Consider the following 14,664-nt stretch of genomic DNA (forward strand, 5'->3'; position numbering starts at 1 on the left):
TGGCAGGAGACGACGGGGACATGTCCGTAGAGCGCGAGGCGATGGAATTCGACGTGCTGATCGTGGGGGGTGGCCCGGCCGGGCTCGCCGCCGCGATCCGCCTCAAGCAGCTCAGCCCGGACGCCACGGTCTGCCTGGTCGAGAAGGGCAGCGAGATCGGCGCGCATATCCTGTCGGGCGCCGTGCTCGAACCGCGCGCATTGGATGAGCTGATCCCCGATTGGCGCGACGACCCGCCCGCCCTGGCGACCCCCGCCAAGGACGACCGCTTCATGTTCCTGACGGAGACGAAGGCCTTCAAGCTGCCGACGCCGCCGCAGATGAACAACCATGGCAACTACATCGTCAGCCTGGGCAATGTGTGCCGCTGGCTGGGAGCCAAGGCCGAGGCGCTGGGCGTGGAGATCTATCCGGGCTTCGCGGCGTCGGAGACGCTGATCGAGGATGGCCAGGTGAAGGGCGTCGTCGCCGGCGTCATGGGGATCACGAAGGACGGCGAGGAAGGCCCGAACTACCAGCCGGGCATGGAACTGCGCGCCACCTACACGCTGTTCGCCGAGGGCTGCCGCGGCTCGCTGACCAAGAAGCTGTTCGAGACCTACAACCTCCGCGAGGGCGTGCAGCCGCAGACCTTCGGCCTTGGCATGAAGGAGCTGTGGGAGATCCCGAAGGAGAAGCACACGCCCGGCCTGATCTGGCATTCGGTGGGCTGGCCGGTGAAGTCCGACACCTATGGCGGGTCCTGGCTGTACATGCTCGGCGAGAACCTGGTGAGCATCGGCTTCGTCGTCGGGCTGGACTACACCAACCCGTGGCTGTCGCCCTTCGACGAGTTCCAGCGCTTCAAGCACCACCCCGCCGTCAAGGCGATGCTGGAGGGCGGCAAGCGCATCGCCTATGGCGCGCGCGCGCTGAACGAAGGCGGCTTCCAGTCCATCCCGAAGCTGGTCTTCCCCGGCGGCGCCATCATCGGTGATTCCGCCGGCTTCCTGAACGTGCCGAAGATCAAGGGCACGCATACATCCATGAAGTCCGGCATGGTCGCCGCGGAAGCGATCGCCGAGGCGCTGAAGGCCGAGGAGCGCGCTCCCGTGCTCGAAGCCTATCCGGCCAATCTGCGCGCCTCCTGGGTCTGGAGCGAGTTGGAAGGCGTGCGCAACATCCGTCCCGGCTTCGCCAAGTTCGGCCTGTGGGGCGGGATGGTGAATGCCGCGCTCGAAACCTATGTGTTCCGTGGCAAGTCGCCCTGGACGCTGGCGCATCACGACGATCATTCGCAGCTGAAGAAGGGATCGGACGCGCCGAAGATCGCCTATCCGAAGCCCGATGGCGTGATCTCCTTCGACCGTCTCTCCTCGGTGTTCCTGTCGAACACCAACCATGAGGAAGACCAGCCCGCGCATCTGAAGCTGAAGGACCCATCGCGCTGGAAGGGCGTGAACTGGGACACCTTCGGCAGCCCGGAAAGCCGGTATTGCCCCGCCGGCGTCTATGAGGCCGTCGGCGTCGAGGAAGGGCAGCCGCGGCTGCAGATCAACGCGCAGAACTGCGTCCACTGCAAAACCTGCGACATCAAGGACCCGACGCAGAACATCGACTGGTGCACGCCTGAGGGCAGCGGCGGCCCGAACTACATCGGCGGCATGTGACGACGCCGCAGGCCAGCACTGCGCATCCCCTCATCGGGGTGTTGCGGTCAGGCATGCTGATGGGCCTCGGCTGGGTCGCCTGCGCGGCGCTGGCCGGGGGCGCCTTCGGTGCGCTCTGGGCCGTGCCGCTGCTGGTGATCTGGGTGCTGCTGCTGCGGCGCTTCCACGGCGCAGTGGAGGCGCTGGCACACGGGCTCGCGCGGGATCAGGCTCCACGCGACTGACGCATCATGCCGCCTGGGGCCGATCCCGACCAGGTGTGATCACCTGATCGGGCGGGAGCTGTTGCCGCCTGCAAGGGCGAGCGGAGACGGCTCCGGTATCAGATGAACCAGGTCGGCGGCGTGACCGAACCGGCATCCTCGATCGTCAGCACGTCGATCGACACGGTGCTGCGCGACGCATCCCCCGTGGCGATAGAATCGATCACGCGGACCCACAGCGTGCTGCCGGTCGCGGTCACGTCGTAGTCGCCCTTCCACGAGGTGTGCGCGGTAGAGCCGCCATCGATGTTCTGCCAGTTCGTCCCATTGGTCGAGTACTGGAAGGTCATGGCCTCCGCCGCCGCCGTGGCGTCCAGATGGACCACCTTGCCGCCCGCCGTCAGGCCGGTGAACTGCCACTGCCATTCCAGCCGCGCATTCTGGCCGACGGTGCCTTCGGTGAGCGTCATCGACGCGCCGTCATCCTTCGCGAGCGAGGCTAGGGTCGCGCTCGCCGCCGTCGGCGCCTTCTTCCAGGTGCCCAGGCTGGTGCCGCGCGCGCCGGCGCTCGCCGTCGCGAAATCATTGTCGAGATTGGTCACGCCGACCGACGCGCTGCCGAAGGCGTCGGTGGTGAGGCTGAGGCCATAGGCGCCGCTGCCGTCATCGTCGCGGTCGTTCACGCCGGTCAGGGCGACATCGGCCACGAAGCCGGTGGCACGCGTCAGCACCACGCTGGCGGCGCCGAGCTTGCCTTCAGTCGCGTCGAGGCCGCCGATCTGCACGGTGACGCTGTCGGGCGTCGATGCATCGGTGTTGGCCAGGAAGACGCGGAAGGTCGCCGCGCTGCCGCCCTCCCCCGTGGTGACCGCGCTGCGGTCCACGCTGAGCACGCCGGCAGGCGGCGGAGCCGTGGTGCCAGTCGAGTAGGTCCCACGGATCATGTACTGCCCGAGCGAGCCGTATTCGGTATAGCCGGTCGGCGACGACGACATCGGGTCGCCCACGCCTACACCATCGAGCGCGAGGTAGTAGGACCCCGCCGCGAGGCCCGAGACGCTGATCACCGCATCGAGCCGCGACGGGTCGTTCGACGCGGTGACGACCCCGCCGGCGGCGTTGTAGAGCGTCGCCGAGAGGTCGAGCATGGAGAAGGAGGACTGGTCGTAGATCGGCGTCGTGCTGCCGGTGACATAGACGCGCGTGACGGCATCGATGGTCAGGTTGACGCTGCCGCCCGCCGAGACGTCGAAGCGGAACATGTCCACATCGTTGGTCGCGCCCGAGCCCGAGATCACGCCCCAGGTCGCGACTGTCGTGGTGCCGCCCGTATTGGTCCCGCTGAGCGTCGCGGCGGTGGCGAGGGTGCCTCCCGCCGTGTCAGCGGCATAGCCGACGCCGAAATTCTGCGTCGTGATGATGCTGAGGTCGTCCTGGGTCTGCGTCGCGCCGTAATACTGCCCCTTGCTCCATTGGACGACGTTGGCGCTGTAGCCCGCGCCCATCACCGGCGCCCAGCTCGTCGTCCCGCTCCCATGGCCGTAGTAGTATTCGGTGCCCGTCTGGCCGTCATGCGACAGGCCGAGCGAGTGCCCCGCCTCATGTGCCGCGGCGTCGGCGATGTAGCGTGCGCTGTCGGGGCCGAGGTTGTTGGCATAGACGAAAGCCGCCTCGCCCGTGCTCCAGTCGAAGGAGCCGATCCAGGCGACCCCGCCGGAGCCGTCGCGCGCCGTGTCGGTGATGACGACGCGGATGCCGAAGGCATTGTCGCCGGTGCCCGACCGGGTCAGGCCGGCGGCGCCGGGGTCCTCGGTCGTCACATCGATGTTGAAGGGCGCGAAGTACTCCGCGACCTTCTGCCAGACCTGCTGGATGCTCGTCAGCTCGGTGGTGTTGAAGGACTCCGACCCATCGGTCGAGAAGGCGGCGGAATAGAAGCTGCTGGTGCCCCAGTAGGAGTTCCACTGGGTGCCCGTCGTCGTGTGGCCGTCAAAGTCGAGATAGACCTTGTAGGTCGACGTCGGATTGCTGTGCAGGCGGAACGTGTCGCCAAGGGATACACCGACACCGTCGGTGGGAACCGTCGTCAGCACGAAACCGGGATCGAAGGTGATCGCCTGGGGCTGCAGAGCCTGGGCGCCCGGCATGCCGTCCGGCAGCAGGGCCTGGAACACCGGCGCCACCTGCCCCGCCGGTCCGCCGAGCACGGCATCCCGAGCGGTGTGGACCAGCACCTCTTCGACGCGGCCTGCGCCGGGCGGCGGAGAGACGTCGGCAAGATCGGGCAGGTCAACAGAATTCAGGCCCGCCTCACCAGGCAATCCTACACGCAACGGCCGCATCAGAACTCCCCCCTGCAACCAACGGCTGCAGGGACTAGCGCGGAGTCCGGCTCAAGGACAAGTGAGCGCTAATTTAGCTGGGTCGAAAAGTTCGGAGTGTGTCGAATCCACACACCAATCCGTTATCGTGATGAATTTCCCGAAATCTGGGCAGCGGCCCTCGCGCTTGGAGGCCCCTGGGCCGGACTCGGACGCTGCGGTAGATGCGGTCGGATTACCCAGGAAACGGAAACCAATCCATGCTGAAAATCCACGGCGTTCCGCGCTCCCGCGCCTTCCGCTGCATCTGGGCGGCGGAGGAATCGGGCCTGCCCTATGAGGTCGTCCCGCTCGGTTTCGCCCCCGGCTTCAAGCTGGAACGCCCGCTGGCGATCAATCCGAACAACAAGATCCCGGCGCTGGAAGACGGCGACCTCGTGCTGTTCGAGAGCCTGGCGATCAACCTGCACATCGCATCCAAGGCCGGCGCGCCGCTGATGCCCGCGGGCAACGATGCGTCGCGCGTCATGCAGTGGTCGCTGTGGACCGGGACCGAGGTCGAGGCCCACGTCATGCGCTGGGGCTACAACACCTACCTCAAGCCGGAAGCCGAGCGCGTCGCGTCCGAAGCGGCGGCGGGGAAGGAGGCGCTGGACCTGCGCCTGGCCGTGCTGGAGAGCGTGCTGGCGGACCGGCCCTTCCTGCTGGGCAAGGATTTCACGGTGGCCGACCTGAACCTCGCCTGCGTGCTGTATGCGCCCTGGGCGAACAAGTATGATCTCGCGCCCTTCCCCAAGGTGAAGGCGTGGCTCGACACCTGCCTGACGCGCCCGGCGGCGCTGCGCGCGCGCAAGCAGCGCGAGGGCTGAGACCGACACGGGAGGGGCCTGGCCCCTCCCGCCCTACCGCCAGACGAATTCGCGGATGCGGCAGGTTTCGACGTTGCGCTGTTCCATGATGCGCCCGTCCATGAACACCACCCGCATATCCGCCGTGCAGACCTCCCCGCGCGGCAGGCTGATCGGCATCGACGCCCCGGGCGGCAGGATCTGGCGCGGCCCCAGCCGATCCTGGCCCCAACTCCGCGTGCTGGTCAGCGAGACGTAGATCTCTCGAATCGTCTCCCCCGTCCGGTTGACGAAGGTGAAGGACGGATTGTTGATCACGCGTTCGACCGGCGGAGGCGGCGTGGGCGCGAACGGCACATCCTGACCGAAGGTGATGCGCGACAGGGTGCAGGCATGCACACCCAGTTGCCCATCCTCGGTCCCGTCGGCGAAGCGCACCTTGATGTCCAGGTAGCAGTCGGGGAAGGTCGGTTCGACCCAGACCTGCATCCCCGGCCGCACCGGCCCCTGCGCCAGGATGTTCGGCCCCCATTCCTGCACGCGCGATGGCGAGACATTGGCCGCCACGATCGTCTGGCCGGTGTTGTTCTGCAGCCAGAATCGGTTCTGCGCCTGGGCCGGCGCAGCGCCCGCCAGCAGCGCCACGAGTGCGACAAGGACAGCCAGGATGCGCATCCGTCTCCTCCGGTCGGGCAAGCCGGCCCAGTCTAGTGTCCTTCGCGCGGCAAGGTGATGGCGCGCATGGCTTCCGTGTAGGGTGTGGCGATGGGTGATGGGAAGCCGGCGATCCTGGTGCTGGGGGCGGGCGGGCACGGCAAGGCGGTGCTCGACCTGGTGCTGGCGCATGGCGGCTGGCAGGTGGCCGGCGTGGTCGATGCGGCGCCGAAGGTCGCTTCGCTGCTCGGCATCCCCGTGCTCGGCGATGAAACGGTGCTGCCGTCGCTGGCGCGATCGGGCATCGCCCACGCCCACCCGGCGATCGGCAGCAATACCCAGCGCAGCGCCGCGGCCCAGCGGCTGCGCGCAGCCGGCTTCACCCTGCCGGCGCTGGTGCATCCGGGCGCCATCCTCGGGCACGGCGCCATGCTTGGCGAAGGCACGGCGGTCCTGGCGCGCGCCGTCATCGGGCCGGATGCGCGGATCGGCCGCCTGGTCCTGGTGAACACGGGCGCCATCGTCGAACACGATTGCATCCTGGAGGACGCCGCCCATGTCGCGCCTGGCGCCGTGCTGGCGGGCGGCGTGCACATCGGCGCCGGTGCGATGGTCGGCGCCGGCGCGGTGATCCGCCCTGGCGTGATCATCGGCGCGGGGGCCATCATCGGCGCGGGGGCGGCCGTGCTGGCCGATGTCCCCGCGGGGGTCACGGTCGCCGGCATCCCCGCCAGGCCCCTGCATCCGGAGTAGCCCTGCCATGCCCCTCGCCCGCCGCCTGATCCTTGCCGCACCGGCGCTCGTCATCGGCACCGCGCGGGCGCAGTCGCCGGGCTGGACGGTCGCGACCGAATACCCGGCCACCTCGATCCCCGGCGAAGGGGTGACCCATTTCGCCGCCGCCGCCACGGCGCGCGGCGTGCCAGTCACGGCGGCCACCGATGGGCCGGGTGGCTATCGGTCCGCCGCCGCGCTGACCGCGCTTGCCGAAGGGCGCTTCGCCGCGGTCGATTCCTTCGCGGGGTCGATGAATGCCGTCGATCCGCTGTTCCTGCTCTCCTCCCTGCCCTTCCTGACCGCGTCCCACGCCGATGCGGCGCGGCTGCGCGACCTCGCCCGGCCGCACTACGTCGCGGCCCTGGCGAAACATGGCGCGACGCTGCTGTGGACCACGCCATGGCCGCCATCGGGCCTGTGGACACGCAACAAGGTGCCCGGCCCCGAGGATCTGCGCGGGCTGCGCGTGCGCACCTATGACGCGACCGGCACCGAGGTGCTGCGCGCCGCAGGCGCCACCGCCGAGGTGCTGTCCTTCGCCGAGGTCAATGCGCGGCTTGAGGCCGGCACGCTGGATGCGGTGCTGTCCTCGGGCGATGGCGGCGCGGGCCGGCAGTTGTGGCGCTGGCTGCCGAATTTCACCGAGTTGAACTACGCCTGGCCGTTGTCGCTGGGCTTCGCGTCGAATGCTCGTCTGGCCGAATTGACACCAGCGCAGCGCGACGCGGTGACCCAGGCGGGGGCCGAGACCGAGGCCCGGCAATGGCAGGCCATCGTCGGCCGGCTGGACGCCAATCGCCGCGTCATGCGGGACAATCGGGTTGCCATCCACGACCCGGATGCAGCGCTGCGCGCAGCCCTGCGCGGCGCGGCGGGCGGGGCGATCGGGCAGTGGCGCGCGGCAGTCGGGGAAGCGGGCGCGGCGATCCTGACCGCCTATGTGACGTAACGCGCCAGGTCGGCGCCGGGCACGCCGCGCCGCATCGGTACGCAGGTGTCCGGCGGCGTCGCGCCGAAACGCGCGCCAGCCTGGACGGCCTCGCCCAGGAACCGGTCGAGATGGCGCATCGCGCCATTCGCCTGGTCGTGCAGCACCAGCACCACGGTTTCGGCCGTCGCGCGCAGCATCCCGTGCGCCGTGGCCGCCCAGCCATCCGGGTCGCGAAAATCCCCCGGCACGGCATTCCACAGCAGCACCGTATGGCGATTCGCGACCAGGTGGTCCGCCGCCGCCCGGTTCAGCAGATGCGGCCCGAGCCGGCCACCGCCGCCATTCGGGCGGAACAGCCTGTCAGGCCCGTGCAGCACGCCAAGCAGCGCGTCGGTTTCGGCGATCTCGGCAACCGCCTCGGCCGCGCTGCGGGTGCCGAGCGGCGCGCCATGCGTCAGCGTATGGTTGCCGATGGCGTGGCCTTCGGCCTTCGCGCGCTCGGCGCAGGCGCGCGCGACTGGGTCGCGCAGCTTCTGCCCGACCAGGAAGAAGATCGCCCGGATGCGGCGGCGCGCGAGCACCGCCAGCACACCGGGCGTGACCTCAGGCTCGGGTCCGTTGTCGAAGGTCAGGCAGACCTCCGGCACCGGTTCAGGCACCGATGGCGTTGGTCAGCGTGCCGATGCCCTCGATGGTCAGTTCCATCACGTCGCCGGTCTTCATCGTCTGCGGCGGCTGCATGGCGTAGCCCACGCCTTCGGGCGTGCCGGTCATGATCACGTCACCCGGCAGCAGGGTGAAGCCGGCCGACAGCTGATGGATGATCTCCTTCACGTCGAAGATCATCTTCGAGGTGCGCGACGACTGACGCTGCTCGCCATTCAGCTTCAGCCCAATGGCGAGGTCCGAGGCATCAAGATCCGCGCGCGGCACGATCACCGGCCCCATCGGGCAGGAGCGGTCGAGCGACTTGCCCTTGAACCACTGCCCATGGCGGCGCTGCAATTCGCGCCCCGTCACGTCATTGCCGATGGTCCAGCCGAAGACGTGGTCGAGCGCCTTGTCCTTCGGAATGTCGCGCCCGGCCGTGCCGATCACGGCGACCAGTTCGACCTCGTAGTCCAGCCATTCGGTGACGCCGGTATGGCTTGGCACCAGCGCGCCGGGCGCGATGACGGTGTCCGGCGCCTTGGTGAAGAATTGCGGGAATTTCGGCACCTCGGAATTGGTGATGCCGCGGGTGCGGTCGCCCTCGGCGACATGGTCCATGTAGTTGCGCCCGACGCAGAAGACATTGCGGCGCGGGCGCGGGATCGGCGCCTGCAGCGCGACCTTGTCGAGCGGCAGCACCGCGGCGGCAGGCGGGTTCGCCGCCAGCACCCGCACGGCCGCAAGCATCGCCGGACCGGCTTCGATCAGGCCGAGCATGTCGCGCGCCGGCGGCATGGCCGCGGCAAGATCAAGCACGCGCCCGCCATCGAGCAGGACCCCCGCGCGGCTGCCCGCGGCATCGGCGAAGGTGATCAGTTTCGGGCCGGCCATGGCTATTCCCCCCAAAGGATCTGGCTGGGCGCCAAGCAAGCGCGGCCCGGCCCGCCGCACAAGCCCCCCTTCTGCAGCACTGGAGCGAAGCCCCGCCCCCGCAATTCAGGCCCCGACACGCCGCGCCCGCCGTCTGAGGGACATGCAAAACGGATCGAGGCCCTGCCTCGATCCGCGAGCGCGAAGCGCGACCGCGCCCAGACCGCCTGCCCCTCCGGGCGCGTCAGCGAAGGGCGCGAAGGCAAGGCGGGCGGATGCCCGCCGCCCGCCGTCTGAGGGATCAAACAAACACTCTCGACGATCGCTTTCAGCGATCGTCGATGAACTGCGCCAGCCGTACCGCCGTATGGCCGCGATGGACGATCGGCGTCGGCATCACCAGCAGGCAATCATCATGAGGGGTGCGGATCTCGTCCTCCCCATCCAGCGCGATCAGCGTGTTGCGGGCAGGGATCACCTCGCCGCCGCGGAATTCGCGCAGGAAGGTGAAGGCGCGGCTGCGCACCGTCACGGTACGCGTCACCCGCGCGCGGCGGGGCCTGGGCGGCATGGTCTCGGTGGCCAGCGCCTGGCCGGGCTGCGCCATGCCCGCATGGCGCAGCAGGCGGGCGGCGGCACGTTCCATGCGCGCGACGGTGGCCGGTTCCCAATGCTCGCCGGCTTCGATCAGCACGGCCGTCGGTTCGGTGGCCGGATCGGCGAAGCGATCATAGTCGATGACGCGCCGCCCGCCGGCATGGCCGCTGTCGGACACCACCGTCGGCGGCACGCCGATCGCCATGCCAAGCCGCGCGGCCTTCTCCGTTTCTCCGGTCAGGATCAGCGGGTCGGACTTCCACAACATGGAATGCAGGTCGCCCAGCAGGTCCACCGTGTCGATCAGCGGACGCAGGTCGCGCGCGCGGCGCAATTCCGCCGAACGCCGGGGGCCGTCGAGCGTCGCGCGGTCCCACAGGCGATTCATATCCTCATCGAGGTAGCGCGACGCGGTCGGATCGTCCGGGTCGAAGCGCCCGAAGGCGGCGAGATTCACGAAGACCATGCTCAGCCTGCCTCGCGCCGGGCGGATGCCCTCGCGCAGCCAGCGGTCGAGCACCGTGGCCCCGGCGATCTCGTTGCCATGGACGATGGCGGTCAAGGCGAGGTGCGGGCCAGGGCGTTCCGCCACGAAGGACCACGCGCCGGCGATGCCCGTATTGCCCGCCAGCCAAGGTCGCAGATCCGGTGCCGGAATGTTCACTGGTACAACCGGCGGCGTCGTGGCCCAGTTCTGCACCGTCGCTTCATCGCTCATGGCGCACGATCACCTGCACCGGTCGCCTGCAGGAACACGACGCGATGCTGCATGTGGCTGCGGCGAAACGACAAGGAATGCACGGCAACAGTGTATACAGGCCAGCACACTCGTCCATCCGTGGCGAGGCGGAGAGGAAGGGCCATGGCGACGGAACACGCGACAGCGCGCCTGCACAAGGATGGCCCGCTGGAACTGCGCGGCGACCTGCATCTGGCGGGGTCGGCAGTCGGCGCGGAAGCCTGGCTGTGCCGCTGCGGCCATTCGAAGACCAAGCCGTGGTGTGATGAAAGTCACAACACGGCAGCTTGCAGCCTGACCGGGGATGGGCCGCACCGCGACGGCGTGGCGCTGCCCGATGCGCCGGCCGCGATCGACCTGGCACCCCAGCCGAACGGGCCGGTAAAGGTGACCGGCCCGCTGGTCATGCTGAACGAGGCCGGCGAAGTCACCGACCGCACGATGCAGGTCTTCCTCTGCCGCTGCGGCAAATCGGCCAAGCAGCCCTATTGCGACGGCACCCACCGCCGCGCGGGCTTCATCGCGCCATAGGCCGCCACGTCACAATAAGGAACCACCCCGCGACGGGTGCGGCTGCTGTGTGGATCTCGACCGCGAGGTCCGTCGTGCCGTCGCCATTCACATCGCCCTCGGCCAGTTGCACGCCTGCCTTGATCGCCGTCACACGAGGTTGCGCCACACCGGTCGCACCGAAGGCAGCGCCGCCGATATAGGTGAAACCCTGGTCCAGCGGTGCGACCGGGTCCGTGTCGATCAGCCGCAGGTCCACGCGGTCGAAGCCGTTCGTCGCATCGAAGGTGAAGTCCAGCACCACATCCCGCTGCCCGGGCGTGCTGTCCGACACGGCGCCCAGACGGAACTGGTCCGCCCCCGCCCCGCCCAGTCGCTCAGGTTATCGTTGATGCCGACCGCATTGATGCGGCCCTCGATGAGGTCGTCGCCATCCCCGCCGATGAGGTTGTCGGCATCCGCGTCGCCGCGCAGGACATCGCGGCCTGAGCCGCCGATGACGCTGTCGAAGGCCGCGCTGTAGGTGTCGCCCGCCGCGTCGCCGCCGGCGGTGGTGCGGGCAGCGAGGTCGATCGTCACTCCCGCGGTGTCGGAGGCGTAGGAGAGAAAGTCCTCGCTGCCGCCGAGCAGGCTGTCGGCACCCGCGCCGCCTTCGACGCTGTCGCAGCCGTCGAGCGTGTCGGCCCCTGTGCCGCCGAACAGGGAATCAAGGCGCCACCGGACAGCGTGTTGTTGACGTCGTCACCGTTGAACAATGCCATCTGCGGCCCCCGATGCACGGTTGCGTCCCGACCGGCCGCCGGGCCTCAGTCATCGATCCGCGTCCGGACACCGCCCGGCGGCGGCAGACATGTCTCGCGACCTTGCGCCGCGCGGCGACAGGTGATTGCGAAACAATTCATGATGGCTCGGATCCGCATACATCGGACAACACCAATATCGTTGGCTTCGTCTAGTTTTCGGGCCTGACCTGGGCGTTGGCGTCGCGCAGGCGGATCGGCTGGTCGAATACCACGACACGGCCGTTGCGCCGGTGGCGCACGCCCATCGCCCGCCATCCCGCATAGCGACGGCGCCCGTCGCGCAGCATCGTGTCCAGCGCCTCGGGCATGGTGGCGGCCGCCATCAGCAGCCAGACGACACCCTGGCCGTTGGCGCGGCTGTCGGGCGGCGCCTCCAGGCTGGCGGCGTAGGCGGCCGCGTCGGCGGGGCTGTAGCAGGCCCAGCCGAGATAGCCGACCAGCCGCGCGCCCTCGAACGCCATCAGGTAATGTCCGCGCAGGATCTGCCCCGCGACGGTGCGCGTCAGTTCGCCGGCCTGGAACGCCGCGAAAGGCTGCCGGGCCGCAAGGTAGGGCAGCGCCAGGCCCATCGCCAGGTGCCGCCCATCGACCTGGCGGACGGCAAAGCGCGCGGCCGCGATGGTCACGGTGCGCCCTGCGGGCCTGGTTCACGCTCCGGTCCAGCGGCCCTCATCACCGGCTTGCCCCATTGCCCGCGTCACGGCCGACGCTACACCGGCCGGCCACCGCGTCCATCCCGCACCGGCGCGGCCAGTCACGCGCGATTGCGGCGAACCTGCAGATACCCCGCCCGCGCGCCGATGCGCCGCCGGATCGCCGCCAGCGCCGCATCGCCTTCGGCCACGACCGGCGCGCAGGTATCGGGCTGGCGCCCCGCGGCACGCCCGGTCGCCAGCTCCAGGCCCAGCACAACAATGGCAGGATTGCCGAACAGGTGCCGGTTGCGGTCATCAAGGTAGCTTTCGGTCAGCGCGCCCTCGCTGACCACCACCTCATGCCGCGCCAGTTCCAGATGATGATAGGTCACTTCCCGCAGCCAGTTCTGCTGCACGACCGTGATGCCGTTGAGCAGCAACCGCGCCGGGACCAGCACCCCGTCGATCAGCAGCCCGTGGTCGGGGCTGACATGCAGGTTGCGGAAGGGCACGCCCTCGGCCAGGGCGCCGGCCTTGATCATCACCGGTGCCACCCGTGTCGGTTCGCACTGGCGGGCCAGGTCGATGTGCAGGCTTCCCACCCACAGCAGCGGCGCGAAAGGGGCGGACGCCCCCGGCGTCACAACCATGTCGCCGGCGCGCAGGCGCTCGACCGGCACCTCGCCCGCAGGGGTCATGATCAGGGTGCCCTCGGCGAAGCACACCACGTTGTCGGAAGCATCGCCGCTCATCCGGGTTCTCCCTGGTCGCGCTGGCGATGGGTTTCAGACACCGTGGAATCGTCTCATTTTTCATGAAATGTGACTGGCGCTGCGCTGTCGTAGCAGTTTCTGGCGCGACGCCAAGATGGAAACTGCGGCATTCAGGCGCCGAGCGGCCCCGGTCCGGTCACCGCCGCGACATAGCGGGCGACACTGGTCCGCACCGCCGCCTTGCCCCCTGTCGGGATCACGCGGTCCCACCAGGCGCCCAGGACCGCATCGAAATCGAGCGCCTCAAGCACCACGCCCATTCGCGTCACCTCGGCGGCGGGCAGCGGCACCCAATTGGGAAAGGACCACATGAAGGACACGTGCCGGCGGTCCGGCGTGACCGAGGCGATATCGCCGGTCAGGATCGCGCCCCGGCCGGCGGCCCAGTGCAGGATGGTCCCCCCGGCGAAATGCCCGCCGAGCCGGTGCAGCGTGACGCCGGGCAGCACGACGTGGCGATCGCCCTCCCAGAAGCGGATGGCCGGGTCGGGCCGCATCACCCAGCGCCGGTCCGCGCCGTGCAGCAGCACCGGGCAGTCGAAGGCCCGGGCCCAGTCCACCATGGTCGCATAGTAGTGCGGATGGCTGATCGCGATCGCGGCGAGCCCGCCCATGGCCTTGATGATCGCCACCGTCGCCGGGTCGAGCAGTGCCACGCAGTCCCACAGCACATTCCCTGCCGGGGTGCGGATCAGCAGGGCGCGCTGGGCGATGCCGAAATCGGGGAACATGCCGCAGCCGAGCAGGTCCGGCGCGACCTCCCGCCAGCCGATCGCGTGGCGGCGGGACAGCGCCTCCATCGTGGTCCATGGCTGGCCGGCGGCGGGCACCCATTGGCGCGGGTCATCGCAGATCGCGCAGGACGCAGGCGGCGCGGCGGAAGGCGCGTGCTGCGTCCCACAGGTGGCGCAGATGAAGGCGGTCATGCCGGTCATCGGCGGCGCTGCCGCTCGGCGGCGATCATCTGTTCGATCTGGGCGACCGGGATGGCGCCGGGCACCAGCGTGTCGCCAATGATCAGTGCGGGCGTGCCCTCGATGCGCAGCGTGCGCGCCAACGCGACATTGCTGTCAAGCCGCTGCTGGATCGATGGATCCTCCATATCGCGCCGCATGCGCGCGTAGTCGATGCCGATCCGCTCGGCCTCGCTGCGGATCACCGCATCGGTCGGTTCGCCGCGCAGCGACATCAGCGCATCATACAATTCGGGGTACTTGCCCTGGCGCTGCGCGGCGAGCAGCGCGCGTGACGCCACCACGGATTGCGGCCCGAGGATCGGCAGGTCCTTCATCACCACGCGGATATTGCCATCGCGCCGCAGCAGCGGCCCCATCTCGGCATGCAGGCGCTTGCAGTACGGGCAGCGGGCGTCGAAGAATTCGACGATGGTCACGTTGCCGCGCGGATTGCCACGCACCGGATCGCCGGCGACGCCGAAGATGGCCTCGCGATTCTCCACGATCGCCCCGCGCAGGGCGGTCTCGCGGTCGCGCTCCTCGGCCGCCTGCAAGGCGCCGAAGGCCTCGCGCAGAATGGACGGGTCGCGTCGCAGGGCGTCGCGCAGGATCTCGACGATCTCGCCGCGCTGCGCATCGGAGAAGGCCTGCGCCATGGCGCGGCCGCCCAGGAGTGTACCGGCCGCGGCCAGCAGGAAGGTCCGTCTCATGCTCTTCTCCCGGCGCCGGCGCGGCCCAAGTCCCACC

General features: G+C 69.4%; 17 protein-coding genes. 6 read left to right on the forward strand and 11 right to left on the reverse strand.

Annotated elements, in window-relative coordinates; translation table 11 throughout:
• Positions 1-20 precede the first annotated feature (20 nt).
• Positions 21-1,649 carry an electron transfer flavoprotein-ubiquinone oxidoreductase gene (locus AAFN86_RS13875; protein ID WP_347543939.1) on the forward strand — a complete coding sequence of 543 codons (1,629 nt, stop codon included), beginning with the start codon at positions 21-23 and terminating at the stop codon, positions 1,647-1,649.
• A gap of 53 nt (positions 1,650-1,702) precedes the next feature.
• Entirely contained in the window at positions 1,703-1,873 is a 171-nt protein-coding gene (locus AAFN86_RS13880; RefSeq protein ID WP_347543940.1) for a hypothetical protein, read from the forward strand.
• A 98-nt stretch (positions 1,874-1,971) separates the two neighbouring features.
• Here the strand turns inward: AAFN86_RS13880 and AAFN86_RS13885 are convergent, their stop codons facing one another.
• On the reverse strand, positions 1,972-4,194 hold the full coding sequence (locus AAFN86_RS13885; protein WP_347543941.1) for a zinc-dependent metalloprotease family protein: 2,223 nt from the start codon (positions 4,192-4,194) through the stop codon (positions 1,972-1,974).
• A 239-nt stretch (positions 4,195-4,433) separates the two neighbouring features.
• Here AAFN86_RS13885 and AAFN86_RS13890 point away from each other — a divergent pair, with 239 nt between their 5' ends.
• A complete protein-coding gene (locus tag AAFN86_RS13890) occupies positions 4,434-5,042 on the forward strand; it encodes a glutathione S-transferase family protein (protein WP_347543942.1) in 609 nt (202 codons plus the stop codon).
• Between the two features lie 33 nt (positions 5,043-5,075).
• Here the strand turns inward: AAFN86_RS13890 and AAFN86_RS13895 are convergent, their stop codons facing one another.
• Positions 5,076-5,696, reverse strand: a complete 621-nt coding sequence (locus AAFN86_RS13895; RefSeq protein ID WP_347543943.1) for a Tat pathway signal protein — start codon at positions 5,694-5,696, stop codon at positions 5,076-5,078.
• Between the two features lie 90 nt (positions 5,697-5,786).
• Between AAFN86_RS13895 and AAFN86_RS13900 the strand changes: the two genes are divergently transcribed.
• Both AAFN86_RS13900 and dctP read left to right on the forward strand, forming a co-directional pair.
• Positions 5,787-6,428, forward strand: coding sequence for a NeuD/PglB/VioB family sugar acetyltransferase (locus AAFN86_RS13900; RefSeq protein ID WP_347543944.1), 642 nt, complete (start codon positions 5,787-5,789; stop codon positions 6,426-6,428).
• A gap of 7 nt (positions 6,429-6,435) precedes the next feature.
• Positions 6,436-7,401, forward strand: coding sequence for a TRAP transporter substrate-binding protein DctP (dctP, locus tag AAFN86_RS13905; RefSeq protein ID WP_347543945.1), 966 nt, complete (start codon positions 6,436-6,438; stop codon positions 7,399-7,401).
• On the opposite strand, the gene AAFN86_RS13910 is transcribed toward dctP, so the two are convergent.
• The 3 genes from AAFN86_RS13910 to AAFN86_RS13920 form a co-directional block, all read right to left on the reverse strand.
• The gene (locus tag AAFN86_RS13910; protein WP_347543946.1) at positions 7,389-8,042 is read right to left on the reverse strand and encodes a polysaccharide deacetylase family protein; all 654 of its coding nucleotides are present in this window, start codon (positions 8,040-8,042) and stop codon (positions 7,389-7,391) included. The genes dctP and AAFN86_RS13910 overlap by 13 nt on opposite strands.
• Entirely contained in the window at positions 8,035-8,925 is an 891-nt protein-coding gene (locus tag AAFN86_RS13915) for a fumarylacetoacetate hydrolase family protein (protein ID WP_347543947.1), read from the reverse strand. The genes AAFN86_RS13910 and AAFN86_RS13915 overlap by 8 nt, the downstream gene beginning before the upstream one ends.
• 307 nt (positions 8,926-9,232) lie before the next feature.
• On the reverse strand, positions 9,233-10,219 hold the full coding sequence (locus AAFN86_RS13920; RefSeq protein ID WP_347543948.1) for a succinylglutamate desuccinylase/aspartoacylase family protein: 987 nt from the start codon (positions 10,217-10,219) through the stop codon (positions 9,233-9,235).
• Positions 10,220-10,363: 144 nt separating this feature from the next.
• On the opposite strand from AAFN86_RS13920, the gene AAFN86_RS13925 reads away from it, so the two are divergent.
• Entirely contained in the window at positions 10,364-10,771 is a 408-nt protein-coding gene (locus tag AAFN86_RS13925; protein ID WP_347543949.1) for a CDGSH iron-sulfur domain-containing protein, read from the forward strand.
• On the opposite strand, the gene AAFN86_RS13930 is transcribed toward AAFN86_RS13925, so the two are convergent.
• From AAFN86_RS13930 to AAFN86_RS13955, 6 genes are all read right to left on the reverse strand, one after another.
• Positions 10,758-11,009 (reverse strand): hypothetical protein, encoded by a 252-nt coding sequence (locus tag AAFN86_RS13930; protein WP_347543950.1) that lies wholly within the window; start codon positions 11,007-11,009, stop codon positions 10,758-10,760. The two genes, AAFN86_RS13925 and AAFN86_RS13930, sit on opposite strands and share 14 nt — an antisense overlap.
• Positions 10,994-11,329 carry a hypothetical protein gene (locus AAFN86_RS13935; protein WP_347543951.1) on the reverse strand — a complete coding sequence of 112 codons (336 nt, stop codon included), beginning with the start codon at positions 11,327-11,329 and terminating at the stop codon, positions 10,994-10,996. The genes AAFN86_RS13930 and AAFN86_RS13935 overlap by 16 nt, the downstream gene beginning before the upstream one ends.
• A gap of 373 nt (positions 11,330-11,702) precedes the next feature.
• Positions 11,703-12,179, reverse strand: coding sequence for a hypothetical protein (locus AAFN86_RS13940; protein WP_347543952.1), 477 nt, complete (start codon positions 12,177-12,179; stop codon positions 11,703-11,705).
• Positions 12,180-12,307: 128 nt separating this feature from the next.
• The gene (locus AAFN86_RS13945; protein WP_347543953.1) at positions 12,308-12,940 is read right to left on the reverse strand and encodes a Hint domain-containing protein; all 633 of its coding nucleotides are present in this window, start codon (positions 12,938-12,940) and stop codon (positions 12,308-12,310) included.
• Between the two features lie 131 nt (positions 12,941-13,071).
• On the reverse strand, positions 13,072-13,896 hold the full coding sequence (locus AAFN86_RS13950; RefSeq protein ID WP_347543954.1) for an MBL fold metallo-hydrolase: 825 nt from the start codon (positions 13,894-13,896) through the stop codon (positions 13,072-13,074).
• Positions 13,893-14,627: a DsbA family protein gene (locus AAFN86_RS13955; RefSeq protein WP_347543955.1), complete on the reverse strand. Its 735-nt coding sequence runs from the start codon at positions 14,625-14,627 to the stop codon at positions 13,893-13,895. Before AAFN86_RS13955 ends, AAFN86_RS13950 begins: the two co-directional genes overlap by 4 nt.
• Positions 14,628-14,664: the final 37 nt, after the last annotated feature.

It is taken from the genome of Roseomonas sp. CAU 1739 (assembly GCF_039839775.1).
Classification (GTDB): domain Bacteria; phylum Pseudomonadota; class Alphaproteobacteria; order Acetobacterales; family Acetobacteraceae; genus Neoroseomonas.

Bases quoted from the DNA above. Each gene is read 5' to 3' on its own strand.
- AAFN86_RS13875 (WP_347543939.1), top strand. From the start codon at position 21: ATGTCCGTAGAGCGCGAGGCGATGGAATTCGACGTGCTGATCGTGGGG.
- AAFN86_RS13880 (WP_347543940.1), top strand. From the start codon at position 1,703: ATGCTGATGGGCCTCGGCTGGGTCGCCTGCGCGGCGCTGGCCGGGGGC.
- AAFN86_RS13885 (WP_347543941.1), bottom strand. From the start codon at position 4,194: ATGCGGCCGTTGCGTGTAGGATTGCCTGGTGAGGCGGGCCTGAATTCT.
- AAFN86_RS13890 (WP_347543942.1), top strand. From the start codon at position 4,434: ATGCTGAAAATCCACGGCGTTCCGCGCTCCCGCGCCTTCCGCTGCATC.
- AAFN86_RS13895 (WP_347543943.1), bottom strand. From the start codon at position 5,696: ATGCGCATCCTGGCTGTCCTTGTCGCACTCGTGGCGCTGCTGGCGGGC.
- AAFN86_RS13900 (WP_347543944.1), top strand. From the start codon at position 5,787: ATGGGTGATGGGAAGCCGGCGATCCTGGTGCTGGGGGCGGGCGGGCAC.
- dctP (WP_347543945.1), top strand. From the start codon at position 6,436: ATGCCCCTCGCCCGCCGCCTGATCCTTGCCGCACCGGCGCTCGTCATC.
- AAFN86_RS13915 (WP_347543947.1), bottom strand. From the start codon at position 8,925: ATGGCCGGCCCGAAACTGATCACCTTCGCCGATGCCGCGGGCAGCCGC.
- AAFN86_RS13920 (WP_347543948.1), bottom strand. From the start codon at position 10,219: ATGAGCGATGAAGCGACGGTGCAGAACTGGGCCACGACGCCGCCGGTT.
- AAFN86_RS13925 (WP_347543949.1), top strand. From the start codon at position 10,364: ATGGCGACGGAACACGCGACAGCGCGCCTGCACAAGGATGGCCCGCTG.
- AAFN86_RS13945 (WP_347543953.1), bottom strand. From the start codon at position 12,940: ATGAGCGGCGATGCTTCCGACAACGTGGTGTGCTTCGCCGAGGGCACC.
- AAFN86_RS13950 (WP_347543954.1), bottom strand. From the start codon at position 13,896: ATGACCGGCATGACCGCCTTCATCTGCGCCACCTGTGGGACGCAGCAC.
- AAFN86_RS13955 (WP_347543955.1), bottom strand. From the start codon at position 14,627: ATGAGACGGACCTTCCTGCTGGCCGCGGCCGGTACACTCCTGGGCGGC.